Source organism: uncultured Roseobacter sp. (assembly GCF_947492555.1).
Lineage (GTDB): Bacteria > Pseudomonadota > Alphaproteobacteria > Rhodobacterales > Rhodobacteraceae > Roseobacter.
Map to the genome: position 1 here is coordinate 105,635 of NZ_CANLNE010000003.1, position 16,125 is coordinate 121,759.

The 16,125-nt window shown below is 61.4% G+C and carries 18 protein-coding genes; 14 read left to right on the forward strand and 4 right to left on the reverse strand.

Going from position 1 to position 16,125, the window contains the following annotated elements:
* Nucleotides 1–6: 6 nt before the first annotated feature.
* The 7 genes from Q1A07_RS13610 (at nt 7) to Q1A07_RS13640 (ending at nt 4,607) form a co-directional block, all read left to right on the forward strand.
* Nucleotides 7–405 (forward strand): RidA family protein, encoded by a 399-nt coding sequence (locus Q1A07_RS13610; protein WP_299782214.1) that lies wholly within the window; start codon nt 7–9, stop codon nt 403–405.
* Nucleotides 402–800, forward strand: coding sequence for a cupin domain-containing protein (locus Q1A07_RS13615; protein WP_299782216.1), 399 nt, complete (start codon nt 402–404; stop codon nt 798–800). The genes Q1A07_RS13610 and Q1A07_RS13615 overlap by 4 nt, the downstream gene beginning before the upstream one ends.
* 5 nt (nt 801–805) lie before the next feature.
* Nucleotides 806–1,177: a DUF6497 family protein gene (locus Q1A07_RS13620; RefSeq protein ID WP_299782218.1), complete on the forward strand. Its 372-nt coding sequence runs from the start codon at nt 806–808 to the stop codon at nt 1,175–1,177.
* 214 nt (nt 1,178–1,391) lie between these two features.
* Nucleotides 1,392–1,532 carry a hypothetical protein gene (locus tag Q1A07_RS13625; protein WP_299782220.1) on the forward strand — a complete coding sequence of 47 codons (141 nt, stop codon included), beginning with the start codon at nt 1,392–1,394 and terminating at the stop codon, nt 1,530–1,532.
* A 66-nt stretch (nt 1,533–1,598) separates the two neighbouring features.
* Entirely contained in the window at nt 1,599–1,955 is a 357-nt protein-coding gene (locus Q1A07_RS13630) for a hypothetical protein (protein ID WP_299782222.1), read from the forward strand.
* 289 nt (nt 1,956–2,244) lie between these two features.
* On the forward strand, nt 2,245–2,451 hold the full coding sequence (locus Q1A07_RS13635) for a hypothetical protein (RefSeq protein WP_299782224.1): 207 nt from the start codon (nt 2,245–2,247) through the stop codon (nt 2,449–2,451).
* A 110-nt stretch (nt 2,452–2,561) separates the two neighbouring features.
* Nucleotides 2,562–4,607, forward strand: a complete 2,046-nt coding sequence (locus tag Q1A07_RS13640) for an acetyl/propionyl/methylcrotonyl-CoA carboxylase subunit alpha (RefSeq protein WP_299782226.1) — start codon at nt 2,562–2,564, stop codon at nt 4,605–4,607.
* 34 nt (nt 4,608–4,641) lie between these two features.
* Here the strand turns inward: Q1A07_RS13640 and Q1A07_RS13645 are convergent, their stop codons facing one another.
* The gene (locus Q1A07_RS13645) at nt 4,642–5,097 is read right to left on the reverse strand and encodes a DUF4174 domain-containing protein (protein WP_299782227.1); all 456 of its coding nucleotides are present in this window, start codon (nt 5,095–5,097) and stop codon (nt 4,642–4,644) included.
* A 165-nt stretch (nt 5,098–5,262) separates the two neighbouring features.
* On the opposite strand from Q1A07_RS13645, the gene Q1A07_RS13650 reads away from it, so the two are divergent.
* The 7 genes from Q1A07_RS13650 (at nt 5,263) to Q1A07_RS13680 (ending at nt 11,553) form a co-directional block, all read left to right on the forward strand.
* On the forward strand, nt 5,263–6,204 hold the full coding sequence (locus Q1A07_RS13650; protein WP_299782230.1) for a hypothetical protein: 942 nt from the start codon (nt 5,263–5,265) through the stop codon (nt 6,202–6,204).
* Complete coding sequence (gene scpA, locus Q1A07_RS13655) at nt 6,167–8,296, forward strand: methylmalonyl-CoA mutase (protein WP_299782232.1); 2,130 nt, start codon at nt 6,167–6,169, stop codon at nt 8,294–8,296. Before Q1A07_RS13650 ends, scpA begins: the two co-directional genes overlap by 38 nt.
* A gap of 71 nt (nt 8,297–8,367) precedes the next feature.
* Complete coding sequence (locus tag Q1A07_RS13660; RefSeq protein ID WP_299782234.1) at nt 8,368–8,979, forward strand: VOC family protein; 612 nt, start codon at nt 8,368–8,370, stop codon at nt 8,977–8,979.
* Nucleotides 8,976–9,455: a GNAT family N-acetyltransferase gene (locus tag Q1A07_RS13665; RefSeq protein ID WP_299782236.1), complete on the forward strand. Its 480-nt coding sequence runs from the start codon at nt 8,976–8,978 to the stop codon at nt 9,453–9,455. The genes Q1A07_RS13660 and Q1A07_RS13665 overlap by 4 nt, the downstream gene beginning before the upstream one ends.
* A 52-nt stretch (nt 9,456–9,507) precedes the next feature.
* On the forward strand, nt 9,508–10,188 hold the full coding sequence (locus Q1A07_RS13670) for a molecular chaperone DjiA (protein WP_299782238.1): 681 nt from the start codon (nt 9,508–9,510) through the stop codon (nt 10,186–10,188).
* Nucleotides 10,188–11,192 carry an endonuclease/exonuclease/phosphatase family protein gene (locus tag Q1A07_RS13675; RefSeq protein WP_299782240.1) on the forward strand — a complete coding sequence of 335 codons (1,005 nt, stop codon included), beginning with the start codon at nt 10,188–10,190 and terminating at the stop codon, nt 11,190–11,192. Before Q1A07_RS13670 ends, Q1A07_RS13675 begins: the two co-directional genes overlap by 1 nt.
* Before the next feature lie 37 nt (nt 11,193–11,229).
* Entirely contained in the window at nt 11,230–11,553 is a 324-nt protein-coding gene (locus tag Q1A07_RS13680; RefSeq protein ID WP_299782242.1) for a hypothetical protein, read from the forward strand.
* Here the strand turns inward: Q1A07_RS13680 and ppx are convergent.
* The 3 genes from ppx to Q1A07_RS13695 form a co-directional block, all read right to left on the reverse strand.
* Complete coding sequence (gene ppx, locus Q1A07_RS13685) at nt 11,538–13,127, reverse strand: exopolyphosphatase (RefSeq protein WP_299782244.1); 1,590 nt, start codon at nt 13,125–13,127, stop codon at nt 11,538–11,540. The two genes, Q1A07_RS13680 and ppx, sit on opposite strands and share 16 nt — an antisense overlap.
* A gap of 108 nt (nt 13,128–13,235) precedes the next feature.
* Nucleotides 13,236–15,410, reverse strand: a complete 2,175-nt coding sequence (locus Q1A07_RS13690; RefSeq protein WP_299782246.1) for an RNA degradosome polyphosphate kinase — start codon at nt 15,408–15,410, stop codon at nt 13,236–13,238.
* A gap of 40 nt (nt 15,411–15,450) precedes the next feature.
* Nucleotides 15,451–16,125, reverse strand: coding sequence for a chromosomal replication initiator DnaA (locus Q1A07_RS13695; RefSeq protein WP_299782248.1), 675 nt, complete (start codon nt 16,123–16,125; stop codon nt 15,451–15,453).

Genomic DNA, 16,125 nt, shown 5'->3' on the forward strand with positions numbered 1-16,125 from the left:
ACTGACGTGCCGATCTTTCATAATGTCGATAGTGCCCCGGCCCATGTGGCGCCGTTTTCCCATGCCGTGGAGGCAGGGGGATGGGTCATGTTGACCGGGCAGATGCCGACCGTTCCGGGAGCGCCTGACGCCCCGCTGGCGGAAGGCATTGAAGCTCAAACCCGGCAGGTGATCGAAAACCTGACAACAGTGTTGACTGGGATCGATCTGGATTTGAGCGACGTGGTGCAATGCCGGTGCTACTTGACCGAGTTCGCCCGAGATTCCGCGCAGTTCAACGAAACCTATAAGGCGTATTTTCCTCAGGATCGGCTGCCCGCGCGCACGACCGTTGGGGTAACGGCGCTGGCGGTTGGCGCATTGGTGGAAATCGACTGCCTTGCCAAGCGGGAGGTTGTCGCATGACGCAGCGCTGGAAAAACCAGGCTTTCACGATCACACATGCGGATGACGGCAAGTTCGAGGGGGCGGGGTTGCGGCCTTTCTTCGAATACCGCGATCTGGGCATCAAAAACGCCACCAAGGGAAAATTCGGCGCGCATGTCATTCGGGCTGTACCAGGTATGGAGAGCCCCGCAACATGGCATTCGCATGATCCGGCGTTCCAGATGGTCTATGTCACCCAAGGTTGGGTGGTTTTCGAGTATGAAGGCACCGGAGAGCATACCTTGCGCGCGGGCTCCTGCGTGCTGCAACCGCCGGGGATCAAGCATCGAGAAGTGCGCCATTCGGATGACCTCGAATTGCTGGAGGTGATTTCGCCGGCGGATTTCGACACCCATGACGAGGTTGCGCCGTGAGCCTGATGACCGCCATAGCATTTGCGACCGCCACGGCCTTACCCGTGCTCGATGTGCCGTCGGGCCAGCCGGTCGAGCTTTACGAGGTGCTGGTTGACAAGGTCGGTGCCGAGACATGGTTGCGCTTCCGTTTTCTGACCCCCGAGATCGCGCGCGATGGTGGCAGCATCACCTTTGCCGAGGCCGAAGCGGATCTGGAGCACCTTTGCGCCGAAGTTGCGCTGCCCTATCTCTCGGAATACGATCTCGCGCCCGAGATCGTGGCGGTCACATTGCTGGACCGCCCGGTGGAATTTGGGCTCGCTGATCCGGATGCCACGCAGTTCATCGATGTTTTCCGGGTTAGCTCGGGGTCCTGTATCTGGGAGGGGTTCTGATGTGGCCACTAGATGTTGACGTGCAGCCTTGCCTTCGGCGGAAATCTGCGGCTTTGGAGTCACAACGAAGCGGATTGGCGCTGCTCACATTTCTTTTATCACCGGCATTGCCTATGGTGACGCCGAGCGGCCGATTTGGCCGTCTCGTTCCAAGAACGGGCGAGGGCACCCAATATGTGCACCCGTCCGACAGACATTGTGACAGGAGATACAGATGTCTAAGAGCATCAAACTGCTGGCGACTTTGGGCTTCATCGCCCTCGTGGCCGCGTGCGCAAGAGAGCAGGAAGAATTCGTTGTGGTCGACCCTGAGCCGATCTCGACCGAGCCGACGTACACCGGCAAATACAAGTAACAGAACGGCGGGGCGGACTTTAGGGCCCGCCCTGACCGGCGCACCTCTGCTGCGGGGAGGAGCGTCATGCTGAAACACCGCGGATTTCCCGGTCGATTACCGGGCACGGATTTTCATTTCACCCTCAGACGATTCAATCCGCGCGGTGTCACGCCGCTCACAGAGCGCGCGCGTTTCAGGGATCGCAAGCCTGCTGACCGGCGCGCAGACGCGGCCTTTTTCCAGGCACTCTGGGATCACTTTGGCACCGAGCCGTTCGCGCGGGGCAACCTCGATGCGGGCCGGTTGTCCTGGCTCTTTGGCCGAGAAGTGGTTCCTGCCACTGATGCCTTTGATCCGGCGGACTACGAAGCGATGCTGGTCATCGATGAACGGGTTGCGCGCCAGTCGTTTCCCGAGGCTTTCGAAGGGGGGTCGGCGTGATTTCGCCAGTGTCGATACCAAAACGGCGAGTCATGGCCCATTTGCTGCCGGTTGCTCCGAAAACGGTAGAATATTCAACCAGTGCGAGTATTGTGATTGTTGCAGCCGCGCGCGAATATCCCCGCACCGTGTCTGTGTACACTATTCGTACCCCTTCCCCTGGCGGGCAGTTCAGCGCGGTTGCGCCCGAACTGCCCGCCTTTTTCTTGGGCCGGTCCAAGGCGTTGGAACAAAGAGGTGCGTTCGGTGTTGACCGGACGTCAGCAGCGAAAACAAAAGGATATCGATTATGCCAGTCAGAAAAGTCATGCTTACGCTCGCGGCCTGTGCGGGTCTTGCGGCCTGCGGCGACACGCTTGGTGAACAAGCGGTCGGTGGCGCGGCCATCGGCGCCGGCACAGCCGTGGTCACAGGTAACAGTGCCCTGCAGGGTGCCGCCATCGGTGCGGCAGGCAATGTGGCCTACTGCCAACTCAACCCAAGCAGGTGTAACTGACCTAAGGTCAGACACCCTCTATCCTGAATTCAACGCCGCGCGTGCAGCCCACGTGCGGCGTTTTGCGTGGATTGCCCCTTCAATATTCTGCACTGCCAAAAGGACCCCTCATGTTCACTAAGATCCTGATCGCCAACCGCGGCGAAATTGCCTGCCGCGTTATCAAATCTGCCCGCAAGATGGGGATCAGAACCGTCGCGATCTATTCCGATGCGGACAAGCAGGCGTTACATGTGCAGATGGCGGATGAAGCGGTGCACATCGGGCCACCTCCCGCGAACCAATCCTACATCGTGATCGACAAGGTGATGGAGGCGATCAAATCTTCCGGGGCCGAAGCCGTGCATCCCGGATACGGGTTCCTGTCAGAAAACGCCAAATTTGCCGAAGCGCTGTCAGAGGTAGGCGTGGCCTTTGTCGGACCACCCAAAGGCGCGATCGAAAAGATGGGCGACAAGATCACCTCCAAGAAGATTGCGCAGGAGGCCGGGGTCTCTACAGTGCCGGGCTACATGGGCCTGATCGAAGACGCGGATGAGGCCGTGAAAATTTCAGGCGAAATCGGCTATCCGGTGATGCTCAAGGCCTCTGCAGGCGGCGGCGGCAAGGGGATGCGCATCGCCTGGAATGATGAAGAAGCGCGCGAGGGCTTCCAGTCATCGAAGAACGAGGCGGCGAATTCCTTTGGGGATGACCGGATTTTCATCGAGAAGTTCGTGACCCAGCCGCGCCATATCGAGATTCAGGTGCTCTGTGATGCGCACGGCAACGGTATCTACCTGGGAGAGCGCGAGTGTTCGATCCAGCGCCGTAACCAGAAGGTTGTCGAAGAGGCGCCGAGCCCATTTTTGGATGAAGCCACGCGAAAGGCGATGGGGGAGCAGGCGGTCGCCTTGGCGCAGGCGGTGGGATACACCAGTGCAGGCACGGTTGAGTTCATCGTCGACGGTGACAAGAACTTCTACTTCCTCGAAATGAATACTCGTCTGCAGGTGGAGCACCCGGTGACCGAGCTGATCACCGGCGTCGACCTGGTGGAGCAGATGATCCGCATCGCCAATGGCGAGGCGCTGACCATTTCGCAATCGGATGTAACGCTGACCGGATGGGCCATCGAGAACCGGCTTTATGCAGAGGATCCGTATCGCGGGTTCCTCCCGTCGATTGGCCGTCTGACGCGCTACCGTCCACCCGCCGAGGTGGCCGCTGGCCCCTTGCTCGACAATGACAAATGGCACGGTGATGCCGAAAGTGGTCCGGCCGCGGTGCGCAACGACACCGGTGTCTATGAGGGCGGCGAGATCAGCATGTATTATGACCCGATGATTGCCAAGCTCTGCACCTGGGCGCCGACACGGGCGGAGGCCGTTGAGGCGATGCGGGTGGCGCTGGACAGTTTCGAGGTGGAGGGGATCGGGCACAATCTGCCGTTCCTGTCTGCGGTCATGGACCATCCGAAATTCATCTCCGGTGACATGACCACGGCCTTCATCGCTGAGGAGTATCCCGACGGTTTCGACGGGGTTGAATTGCCGGAAAGCGAATTGCTCCGCATCGCGGCGGCCTGTGCGGCCATGCACCGGGTGGCAGAAATCCGGCGCGCGCGTGTCTCCGGTCGGATGGACAACCACGAACGTAAGGTCGGATCGGAATGGAACGTGCGGCTGCAGGGCCAGTCCTATGACGTCACCGTCGCGGCGGATCAGGACGGGTCAACGGTGACCTTCGAGGATGGCGCGGAATTGCGGGTGTCCGGTGCCTGGACGCCCGGGGATCAGCTGGCGGAAATGACCGTGGCCGGCGCACCCCTGGTGTTGAAGGTCGGCAAGGTCAGTGGTGGCTTCCGCATCCGGACCCGTGGGGCGGATCTCAAGGTGCATGTGCGCACGCCGCGTCAGGCGGAACTGGCGCGCAAGATGCCCGAGAAACTGCCACCTGATACGTCCAAGATGCTGCTTTGCCCGATGCCCGGCCTGGTGGTGAAGATGAATGTCGCCGTTGGCGACGAGGTGCAGGACGGTCAGGCGCTCTGCACTATCGAAGCGATGAAGATGGAGAACATCCTGCGGGCTGAGCGCAAGGGCGTGGTGTCGAAAATCAATGCGTCTGCTGGGGACAGCCTGGCCGTGGACGACGTGATCATGGAGTTCGAATAGGCGCTATGCCCCGCCCCCTCCGTCATACGCGAGCCTATCGCTCAATCGCGCGGTCCTTCTGCTCGCGGATTTCGCGCTGGCGCATGGGCATCTTGTCAATGCTGCGGCTGATTTCGCGCACGTCCCAGGGAAAGGGCTTGCGCAGTTTCACGCCGCCGTCCTTGCCGATGATCACCAGCATGAACCCGCGCGGGCGGAGTTTTTTGCGCAGGTCCGACAGTGCATCGGGGTCGGTATCGGTGATCACAACCACGTCGCGCTCTGCCAATTCGCCCGGACGTTGCTGCAACAGGCGCATCTGCTCTGCGAAGGCAGGGTTATCTTCACTGTCGGCAAAAACGACGATGGGGCGATTTTTCCACTTAAATTGGTTCAAATCGACCTCTTCCATGGTCACGAACAGCTTCGCCTCAGGCTCTGCCTCGGCAGTTTGCGCGGCGGTGCCATTGGCAAAAAGGCAAGCGAGAACAAGGGGTAATATCGGTTTCATCGTGTCTCCTGTCCCGTCCAATATAGGCTGCTCATCCAGATATGCGATGGGTAATACCGGCAAATTTACCATTAAATCCGCGGCAAGAGATTGCGTGTAATGATCAGGGCCTCCGCAATATCCGGACCGATCGGAGCGGTCTTCTTACATCGGGTCAGACAGGTCATGGACGTTATCCTTCACATTGGTGCGCATCGCACGGGAACAACGACATTTCAGGACTACATGCGCCGCCACTCCGAACCTTTGGCGGAGGCGGGTATTGGCTATTGGGGCCCGGGCCGGACGCGGCGGGGCCTGTTCTCTGGTCTGGTGCCGAAGCCCGAGGTGGCCAAGGGCCGTGACCTGCGCCGCCGGGCCGAGGGCCGCATTCAGTTGCAACTGACCGCAGCGCGGGCGCGAGGCCTCAAGACCCTGTTGATCAGCGATGAAAACATGATCGGCACGGTGCGCGACAACATCCGCACCGGCAGTCTCTACCCTGCCATTGGCGAGCGCATGTCACGGTTTGCCCGCGCGTTTGAGGGGCAGTTGAGCACGGTGATTTTCAGCCCGCGCAGTCTTGAACTCTACTGGAGTTCGGCCTTGTCTTATGGGATTGCCCGCGGACATGCCGTGCCGGAACGGGACAAGCTGCGCGGCATCGCGCAATCACGCCGCGGCTGGCGGGACGTGATTACCGATTTGGCCTGCGCGCTGCCCGAGGCCGACATCCGGGTGATGCCGTTCGAAACCTACGCCGGGCGACCAGAAGTGCTGCTTGAGCAAGGGGCTGGTCTGGAGGCGCCCCGGAATTCGGAACGCATGTGGTTGAACCGCGCGCCGACCCTGGCGGACCTGCGCCGCGTGCTGGCCGACCGAGGGTCGGAGGGCAGTGTGCTGCCCTTTGGCATGGGGCGCTGGAACCCCTTTACCCCGGAAGAAAATGCAGCTCTGCGAGAGACTTACGCGGATGACATGATGTGGCTTCATGCCGGTGCAGACGGCATGGCCACCCTGACAGAGGATCAAACCCGGACAAGAGCAGGAAAAATTCTGCCGGCCGGGCCACAGACAGAAGGACAAGGGAATGAGCTCGACGAAAGACAAGTGGCGCGACCTGGCTGAGGCGGAACTGCGCGGCAGGCCGCTCGACGATCTGACGTGGCAGACCCTCGAAGGCATTGAGGTTCAGCCGCTCTATACGGCGGATGATGTCGCGGACCTTGCGCATCTGGGCACCATCCCGGGGGAGGCGCCCTATACCCGTGGCGTGAAGGCGACGATGTACGCAGGGCGCCCCTGGACTATCCGTCAATACGCGGGCTTCTCGACAGCAGAGGAAAGCAACGCCTTTTACCGCCGCGCGCTGGCCGCCGGGCAACAGGGGGTATCGGTTGCCTTCGATCTCGCCACCCACCGGGGCTATGACAGCGATCACCCCCGCGTCGAGGGGGATGTTGGCAAGGCGGGCGTGGCCATCGACAGCGTTGAGGACATGAAAATCCTCTTTGACGGCATCCCTCTGGACAAGGTCTCCGTCTCGATGACGATGAATGGCGCGGTGATCCCGATCCTTGCGAATTTCATCGTGGCGGGGGAGGAGCAGGGGCATGACAAGTCCCTGTTGTCGGGTACGATCCAGAACGACATCCTCAAGGAATTCATGGTGCGCAACACCTATGTCTACCCGCCGGAACCGTCGATGCGGATCATCGCGGATATCATCGAATACACCTCCGACCATATGCCGAAGTTCAACTCGATCTCGATCTCCGGCTACCACATGCAGGAAGCGGGGGCGAACCTCGTGCAGGAATTGGCCTTCACACTGGCGGACGGGCGCGAATATGTGCGTACCGCCATCGCGCGCGGCATGGATGTGGACAAATTCGCCGGGCGGTTGTCGTTCTTCTTTGCCATTGGCATGAATTTCTTCATGGAGGCCGCGAAACTGCGAGCGGCGCGGTTGCTCTGGTCGCGGATCATGGCGGAGTTCGAGCCGAAGAACCCCAAATCCTCGATGCTGCGCACCCATTGCCAGACCTCTGGTGTGAGCCTGCAGGAGCAAGACCCCTATAACAATGTCATCCGCACCGCCTATGAGGCGATGAGCGCGGTTCTGGGCGGCACCCAGTCGCTGCACACCAACGCGTTGGATGAGGCCATTGCCCTGCCCACGGAAAACTCCAGCCGGATCGCGCGGAATACTCAATTGATTTTGCAGGAAGAAACCGGTGTGACCAATGTGGTCGATCCCCTTGCCGGGTCTTACTATGTGGAAAAACTGACCTCCGATCTTGCGGATGCCGCCTGGAAGCTGATCGAAGAGGTCGAGGAGATGGGCGGCATGACCAAGGCGGTGGCCAGCGGCATGCCGAAACTGCGCATCGAAGAGGCCGCGGCCACCCGGCAGGCCGGAATCGACCGGGGGACGGAAGTGATTGTCGGGGTCAACAAGTACCGCCGCGACAAGGAAGATCCCATTGATATCCTCGACATCGATAACGCTGCCGTGCGGGACAGCCAGATCGCGCGGCTCGACAAGATCCGCGCGGCGCGGGATGAGGAAGCCTGCACGCAGGCGCTTGATGCCCTGAGCACCTGTGCAGCAGAGGGCGGCAACCTGTTGGCCGCCGCAGTAGAGGCCGCGCGCGCGCGGGCAACCGTGGGAGAAATCAGCATGGCAATGGAAAAAACATTTGGTCGCCATCGCGCCGAAGTCAAAACGCTGGCCGGTGTCTATGGGGCAGCCTATGAAGGGGATGAGGGCTTTGCCGCCATTCAGAAATCGGTGGAGGAATTTGCCGAGGCTGAAGGGCGCCGCCCGCGTATGTTGGTGGTCAAGATGGGGCAGGACGGGCACGACCGCGGGGCCAAGGTAATTGCCACCGCCTTTGCCGACATCGGGTTCGACGTGGATGTGGGGCCATTGTTCCAGACCCCGGCAGAGGCGGCGCAGGATGCAGTCGACAATGACGTGCATGTCATCGGCATCAGCAGTCAGGCGGCGGGGCACAAGACGCTCGCGCCGCAACTGGTCAAGGCGTTGAACGAGGCCGGTGCCGAGGATATTCTGGTGATCTGTGGCGGGGTGATCCCGCAGCAGGACTATCAATTCCTCTATGATGCCGGCGTCAAGGCGATCTTTGGACCCGGGACCAATATTCCCAAGGCGGCACAGGACATCCTGTCGCTCATTCGCGCCGCGCGACAATAGAGGTTGTGGACGCTCGACACCCTGCGGAGTCGGAAATCTACGAAAAAACAAGGGCTTGAAGGAGCGCACGGATGCTATTGGACCATGTGGCCATTGCCGGTGAATCGCTGCAGGAAGCGCGGGATTTCGTCGAGAACGCGCTTGGTGTGCATCTGCAGCCCGGTGGGGAACATGCCGTTTTTGGCACGCACAACGCCCTGCTGGGATTGGAAGAGGGCCTCTATCTGGAAGCCATTGCGGTTAACCCGGCAGCGCCGAAACCCGCGCACGCCCGATGGTTCGACCTTGATCGGTTTGCAGGAACGGCTCGTCTGACCAACTGGATTTGCCGGACGGAGGACATCACCGGAACCCTGGCCGCTCTGCCCGGCGACATGGGCCGCCCCGTCGCGCTGGAGCGGGGGGATTTGCGGTGGCGGATGGCGGTGCCAGAGGACGGTATTCTGCCATTCGACAATTGTGCGCCTGCGCTGATCCGATGGGATACCCCTTTGCACCCGGCGCTGATGCTGGCCCCTTCCGGGGTCCGTCTCAGGAGGCTGACCATTCAGCACCCCGAAAGTGCGGATTTACAGGCGCGTCTGGCACCGCATATGGCAGATGACCGGGTCCAGTACGCGCAGGGGCCTGCGGGATTGCATGCGGCATTCGACACGCCCCATGGTCCCCGCGACATCGCGTGAGGCTCCGCCCGGCGATAGCGGCGGACGCGGGCGCAATCGCGGCGCTCTGGAACCCGATGATCCGGGATACGCTCTCCACCTTCACGACGGTTGAAAAAACGCCTGAAGATATCCAGGCGATGATCGCCGCACGAAAAGACGCCTTTCTTGTGGTACGAGAACGGGATTCCTGTGCGGGCTTCGTTACTTTCGGTCCGTTTCGGGCGGGGCCGGGGTATGCGGCGACGGTCGAACACACTGTGATCGTTGCGGATAGTGCACAGGCGCGCGGGGCGGGGCGCGCGTTGCTGAGCGCTGCCGAAGATGCCGCCCGCCGGCAGGGCCACCACGTAATGGTCGCGGGGATCAGCCACACCAACAAAGGTGCCCAGATGTTTCACCGGCGGTTGGGCTACACGGAGGTTGCCCGCATGCCGCAGGTCGGGCGTAAGGCTGGCCAATGGCTGGACCTTGTGCTGATGCAGAAAATCCTCTGACGCGACGCTTCGCCCCCTGACACGCCCGGGGGGAGCAGGTACAGTGATGGTCATGTCGATCTGGTTCCGCATTTCCGAGGCGCTGTCGGCCCTTACCGCGGGTGAGGGCCTGTCTGCGGTATTTGACCGGTTGCGCAGCCCGCCCGAGCGATCCGTGGCCTTTACCATTGCCGTGATTGCCCTGGGTGCGAAGATGGCCAAGGCCGATGGGCAGGTGACGCGGGACGAGGTGACGGCCTTTCGCGAAGTGTTTCACATCGCGTCGCAGGATGAGCAGGGCGCGGCGAAAGTCTTTAACCTCGCCCGGCAGGATGTGGCCGGTTTCGAGGATTATGCATCCCGAATCCGGGAGATGTTTGCCAGCCAGCCAGAGACGTTGCGTGACCTGCTGGAAGGTCTTTTTCATATCGCCATGGCGGATGGGTTTTATCACCCGAATGAAGATGCGTTTCTAGAACGGGTGACCGAGATTTTCGGGCTGCCACAGGCGGAGTTCAATCGCCTGCGCATGCGATTTGCGCCAGAGGCGCGGCAGGACCCTTACGCGGTTCTGGGCGTCACCCCCGACACGCCACCCCAAGACGTACGGCGCGCGTGGCGGAGGCTGGTGCGGGAAAACCACCCCGACGCAATGATCGCCCGCGGGGTCCCCGAAGAGGCCATGCAACTGGCCCAGAAACGCATGGCGGACATCAATCGCGCCTGGGATGAGATTGCGGGTGCCGACGTCTGATGCGTCTGGCGACCTACAACATCGAATGGTTCACCAATCTCTTTGACGACAACAACCGGCTGCTGCGCGATGGCGAGTGGTCCGCGCGCCACAACGTGACGCGGGCAGAGCAGGCGGACGCTCTGGGCGTCGTGTTTCACGCGCTGGATGCGGATGCGGTCTTGATCATCGAGGCGCCGGATTCAAATGGCAAACGCCAGACCGTGCCTGCCTTGGAGGATTTCGCCGAGGTCTTCGGCCTGCGTGCGCGCCGGGCCGTGATGGGGTTCATGAATGAGACCCAGCAGGAAATCGCGCTGCTTTATGACCCCGATCACCTGCAAGCACGGCATGCGCCGATGGCGGGGACGGGCACGGTGCCGCGGTTCGACGGCACCTTCGAGATCGATCTGGATATCGATGCGACCCGGGATCAGGTCCGCTTTTCCAAACCCCCCCTGGAACTGGACATTGAAACGGCAGCGGGTGTGTCGTTCAGCCTGATCGGAGCCCATCTCAAGTCCAAGGCGCCGCATGGCGCGCGCAACAAGGCGCATGCGATGAAACTGGCCATCGCCAACCGCCGTAAACAGCTGGCGCAGGCGATCTGGCTGCGTGCGCGCGTGGACCAGCATCTTGCGCAGGCGCGTCCGCTGATGCTGATGGGGGATCTCAACGACGGGCCGGGGCTCGATGAATTCGAAGGTCTTTTTGGCCGGTCCTCGGTTGAGATCATACTGGACGGGGAGGCCGGTGCGCTCTTTGATCCGCACGCGCGCCGGGCGCTTACGTCTCGGCTGGGCGCGGCGCCCACCTCCGCCCGTTTCTGGATCAAGCCGGAAAAGCGCTATCTGCAGGCGTTGCTCGACTACATTATGGTAACGCCGGATTTGCAGCAGAGAGGGGCCAGTTGGCGCATCTGGCATCCGCTGGATGATCCGGCGTGCTGGGCGAATACCACCTTGCGCGATGCGCTGGTGACCGCATCGGATCATTTCCCGGTCAGTATCGATCTGGACATCTGACCTCGAAGAATCGCGCCGAAACGCCTATATTGCTGTCATGACACGCATTCTGACCGTTCTGGCCTTCTGCCATCTCTGTGCGGCACCCGTTACCGCGCAAGAGGAAGACGCGCCCTCGATGATGGAGCGCGGCGCGCAACAATTCCTCGAAGGCCTGCTGCTGGAGATGGAGCCTGCATTCGACAGCATGCGTGGTTTCATGGCGCAGATGGGGCCCGCCCTGACGGACCTGATGGGGCAGATCGAAGACTGGTCCGTCTATGAGGCACCTGAAATCCTGCCCAACGGTGACATCATCATCCGTCGCAAGCCCGAAGGGGCAGAGCCATCCGAAGAGACGCCGCCTCAGATCGATCTTTGAGCCTTTCCACGGATTTTTTTGATCTCCACTTCGGCTCCCAGTGACGAGGCCAGTGACATCAACCGGGCTTCCGCGACTTCGCCAAAAAGCGGGACCATGTCGGGTGTCAGGCGCAGGTGCAGAACCTTTTTCTTGGGGAACCACCGCAGCGTCCCGCGTTCCGCGTCTTGCGTCATCCAGAGCATGGAGCCAAAACGCATGGCCTTGCCAAGGATTTCGGCATCAAGCTGCGTTTTCTCATCAATGAGATCGTAGAGTTCCTCGAACCGGGTGCCCTGGCGCTTGTTGGAATAGCGGTGCAGCAGCGCAAGACCCAGAAATACGCGTTCCGAATGCTTCAGACCGCCGAGGTTGGCGCGCGTGGCATTGTCGAAACAGGTTTCCGCTCGATAGTCCGGGTGGGCGCGCCAACTGACGTCATGCAACAGGCAGGCGGCTTTGATCAGCCGTCGCCGCGCATCGGGCACCGAGCGGAAAATAGGGTGGATGAAAGCATAGAGCAGCTTGCCGAACCCGGGCATACGCGCGTCCTTGGCTTCGGCAAAACGGCAAGATTCGATCAGCGGGTCGCGATCGCGCAACCGTTGCGGCATCTGCTCATAAAGCATGCCCTCGCGGATGCCGTAGCTGGAAATCGCAATGTCCTTGGGGCCGAAGGTCTTGACCAACCGGCTCAGCACTTCGGTTGCGAGAGGCACAAGGCTCATACGGGCCGAAGAAATGCCACAGGCGGCGCGCAGCTCCTCCAGATCGGCCTTTTGGATGAATTTAACCGTGGCGCTGACGCTGCGCGCCGTCATCCGGTATTCGTGCAGCACATGCAGCGGGTAGTTGCGCCGGTGCATGTCGATCCGGGCAATCGCGCGCCACGATCCCCCCACGAGAAACAGGCGGTCGCGTTGCGGTCCCATCGTCTCCTGCAACTGCTGCATCGTTTCCTTGATATGCACGCGGCGCGCAGCCTTGCCGCCCTTGATCTCCTGCAGCTTCAGGGGTCCGAGGGACGAGGAGACGCGGCGGCCCACACGACCGCCTGAAATCTCCGCCAACTCCATCGACGACCCGCCGATATCGCAGACCAGCCCGTAAGAGCCCGGCCAGCCGAGCAGAACACCCTGCGCGGAGAGGCGTGCCTCTTCCTCTCCGTCGATGACCCAAATGCGCAAGCCGGTTTCCCGCAGGACCTCCTCGCGAAATTCAGGGCCATCACTGGCATCGCGAACGGCGGCGGTTGCGACGACCGTCAGTTCGGGCAGCCCCATGCCCTGCGCGAGGTGCTGGAACCGGCGCAGTGCGCTGAGCGCACGCACCCGGCCTTGGGGGTTCAGTTTTCCGCTTTCCGACAGGCCTGCGCCAAGCGCGCACATGATTTTTTCATTGTAGAAGTAGGCGGGTGAGCGGGCTGCCCCGTCAAAGACCACAAGCCGCACCGAGTTTGATCCGACATCGACCACCCCCACACGCGACAGCGCCCGCGCGCTTGGGTCCTGAAACAAAGGTCGCCCAAAAAGCCCCATGTCTGGGTGGTCGAGCTGCGCCACAGCGGCATCGGGCACTTCGGTTGCTTCGTTCATGCAGACATCCGGCTTTTGCTGACACCACCCTGTTCAATAACCAGCTATGGGTCAACAGGGGCGTTGTGACAAGCTTTCCTGGTCAAGAGCACGCGTGCGGGTGCTATTTCAGTCTTCGGTATGGGTCAGTTTCGGCACATCCGAGGCCCCGGCGGAGCCACGTCCGGAGAGAGATGGGTTTTCCATGAAGAAGCGGTGGCAGTTAAAGGCAAATGCTCCTTCGGGCAGCGGTGGACGCTCAAACGACCCATCCGGCCCCATGACCCAGCTTTGTGCGACGTCCGCAAGGTTGGCGGCCATGATCTGGCTGACGATCTGTGCTTTTACGGTGGCGTTTTCGATCTCGACCAGCGTTTCCACACGGCGGTTGAGGTTGCGCCCCATCCAGTCGGCGGAGGAAATGAACACCCGTGATTTCTTGTGCGGCAGGCCGGCGCCATTGCCGAAGCAGACGATGCGCGAATGCTCAAGGAATCGCCCGACGATGGATTTCACCCGGATATTGTCGCTGAGGCCCTTGATGCCGGGCCGCAAGCCGCAGATTCCGCGGATCACGAGGCTGATCTTCACGCCTGCCTGCGAGGCGGCATAGAGGGCGTCGATCACCTCGCTGTCGATCAGCGAGTTCATTTTGGCCCAGATCACCGCTGGTTTTCCGGCGCCCGCGTGCTCGGCTTCTGCGGCAATCAGCTCCAGCAGGCGCGGCTTGAGCGTTGTGGGCGAAATCGCCAGATTGTCGAGGCTTTCGGGCAGCGCATAACCTGACAGGTAATTGAAGACCTTCGTGGCATCGCGTCCGAGCCGCTGATCGCAGGTAAAGAGCGACAGGTCGGTGTAAATCCGGGCGGTGATCGGGTGATAGTTACCGGTGCCATAATGCGTATAGGTCACCAGCTGATTGCCCTCGCGGCGCACAACGGTTGAGATCTTTGCATGCGTCTTGAGGTCCAGAAACCCATAGACCACATGGGCGCCCGCCCGTTCCAGCCGTCGGGACTGCCGGATGTTGGCGGCCTCGTCAAAGCGCGCTTTGAGCTCCACCAGTGCGGTGACCGATTTGCCGTCTTCGGCGGCTTCACAGAGCGCCTCGACAATCGGACTGTCGCGCGAGGTGCGGTAGAGCGTCTGTTTGATTGCAACGACTTTCGGGTCCCGCGCTGCCTGCTGCAGGAAGCGCACCACCATATCGAAGGTCTCGTAAGGGTGGTGCAGCAGCATGTCCTTGGAGCGGATTGCGGCGAGCATGTCGCCATCGTGGTCGGTGACCCGTTCGGGCACGCGCGGCGTGAACATCGGCCAGAGGAGATCGGGACGCGCGTCCAGCACCAGTTCCTTCAGGTCAGCAGATCCGATCATCCCGTTGATTTCGATGACCTCTTCCTGATCGACCCCTAATTCCTCCATGATCACGGATTTCAATTGTTCCGGCGCGCCGGAGGAGTGGGTCAGGCGCACGACCTCGCCACGTCGACGGCGTTTCAGCGCTACCTCGAATTCGCGCACGAGGTCTTCGGCCTCCTCCTCAACCTCCAGATCGCTGTCGCGCAGCACGCGGAACTCGAAATGGGCCTTGAGCTTGTAGCCGGGGAAAAGCCCGGACACGTTCAGCACCAGCAGCTCTTCCAGCGGCAGGAAGCGGTGGTGCCCATCCTCCGCGGGCAGGGCCACAAAGCGGTCAATCTGACCGGGGATCGGGAGCAGGGCCTGAAGCGGCCTCTTGTCCGAGACGCGTTCCAACTGCAGCGCCAGCGCGTAGCCGGTGTTGGGGATAAAGGGGAACGGATGCGCCGGATCAATGGCCAGCGGGGACAGAACGGCAAAGACCTGCGTCAGGAAGACATCCTCGAGATATTTGAGATCCGCTTTGGTCAACTCGGCATTGCGCAGGACGGAGATGTTCTCTTTCTCCATCTCACTCAGCAGGTCGACCAGCACATGTTGCTGGGTTTCCATCAACCGCCGGGCGTTCTCGTCGATCAGGGCCAGTTGTTCGCTGGGGCTGAGTCCGTCTGCCGCCGGGGTCGTATTGCCCGCATGCGCCAGTTCCCGCAGACCGGCCACGCGCACGGTATAGAATTCATCGAGGTTTGCGGCCGAGATCGACAGGAATCGCAGGCGTTCCAGCAGGGGCACACGCGGGTTTTCGGCCTCCTGCACGACACGCCAGTTGAAGCCGAGCCAGCTCAGTTCGCGGTTGAAAAACCTGGCCGGTCCGCTGGCATCGAGATCGGGCATCTCGGTGGCCGCAGGGAAGTCGGCGGAGAGGAAATCGGCTTGGGTCATGGAGGCCTTGTGCGCGAGCTGTGTAAACTATCTATGACAGTTATCGCGCAGGGCCCTGATCATTGTCCAGCAACGTTGCCGCAAGTGCCCGTGATATCGGGCGTTTTTGTGCCAATGAGGCGGTGTCGAGGCGTTCGACCAGTGCACGGGCTGCGGCAAAGGACCGATCCATGCGGCGGATCAGATAGGGGATCAGGTCTGCCTTCGGGGTCACCTGACGATCCGAGAAGAGTTTGGCGAGAACGGCGCTCAGCAGCGTATCATCGGGCGCGTTCAGGGCAGCAGACTGCGCGGCGGCGACGCGGCTGGCCAGATCGGGCAGGGTAAGGCCCCAGTCCCGCACAACTCCGCGGCCCGTCAGCAACAGCGCATGGCCCTCGGCCAGCACAAGGTTGTGCAGGTGAAAAAGCGCGGTTTGTGCATCGGCATCCGTTGCAATGTCAGGAACGTCCTCTACGGCGGCGGCACCTTGCGCAAGCTCTGGAATGTCGTGCTGCGCCAAATCCTTGGCGGAGAGAATGCGCGCGCCGGTCTGGGCGGCCCAGACATGGGCGAGATGGGTTTTGCCCGCCCCTGCAGGACCGGTCAGTACCAGCTTGTCGGCCTGCGCGCTTTCGATCATCGCCACGGCCACGGCGTTAGAAGGGGCGACGAGAAAGTCCGCTCTCCCCAGCGCCGGAACGCTTGGAAGATTAAATCCCAGTTGCTCCGGCAT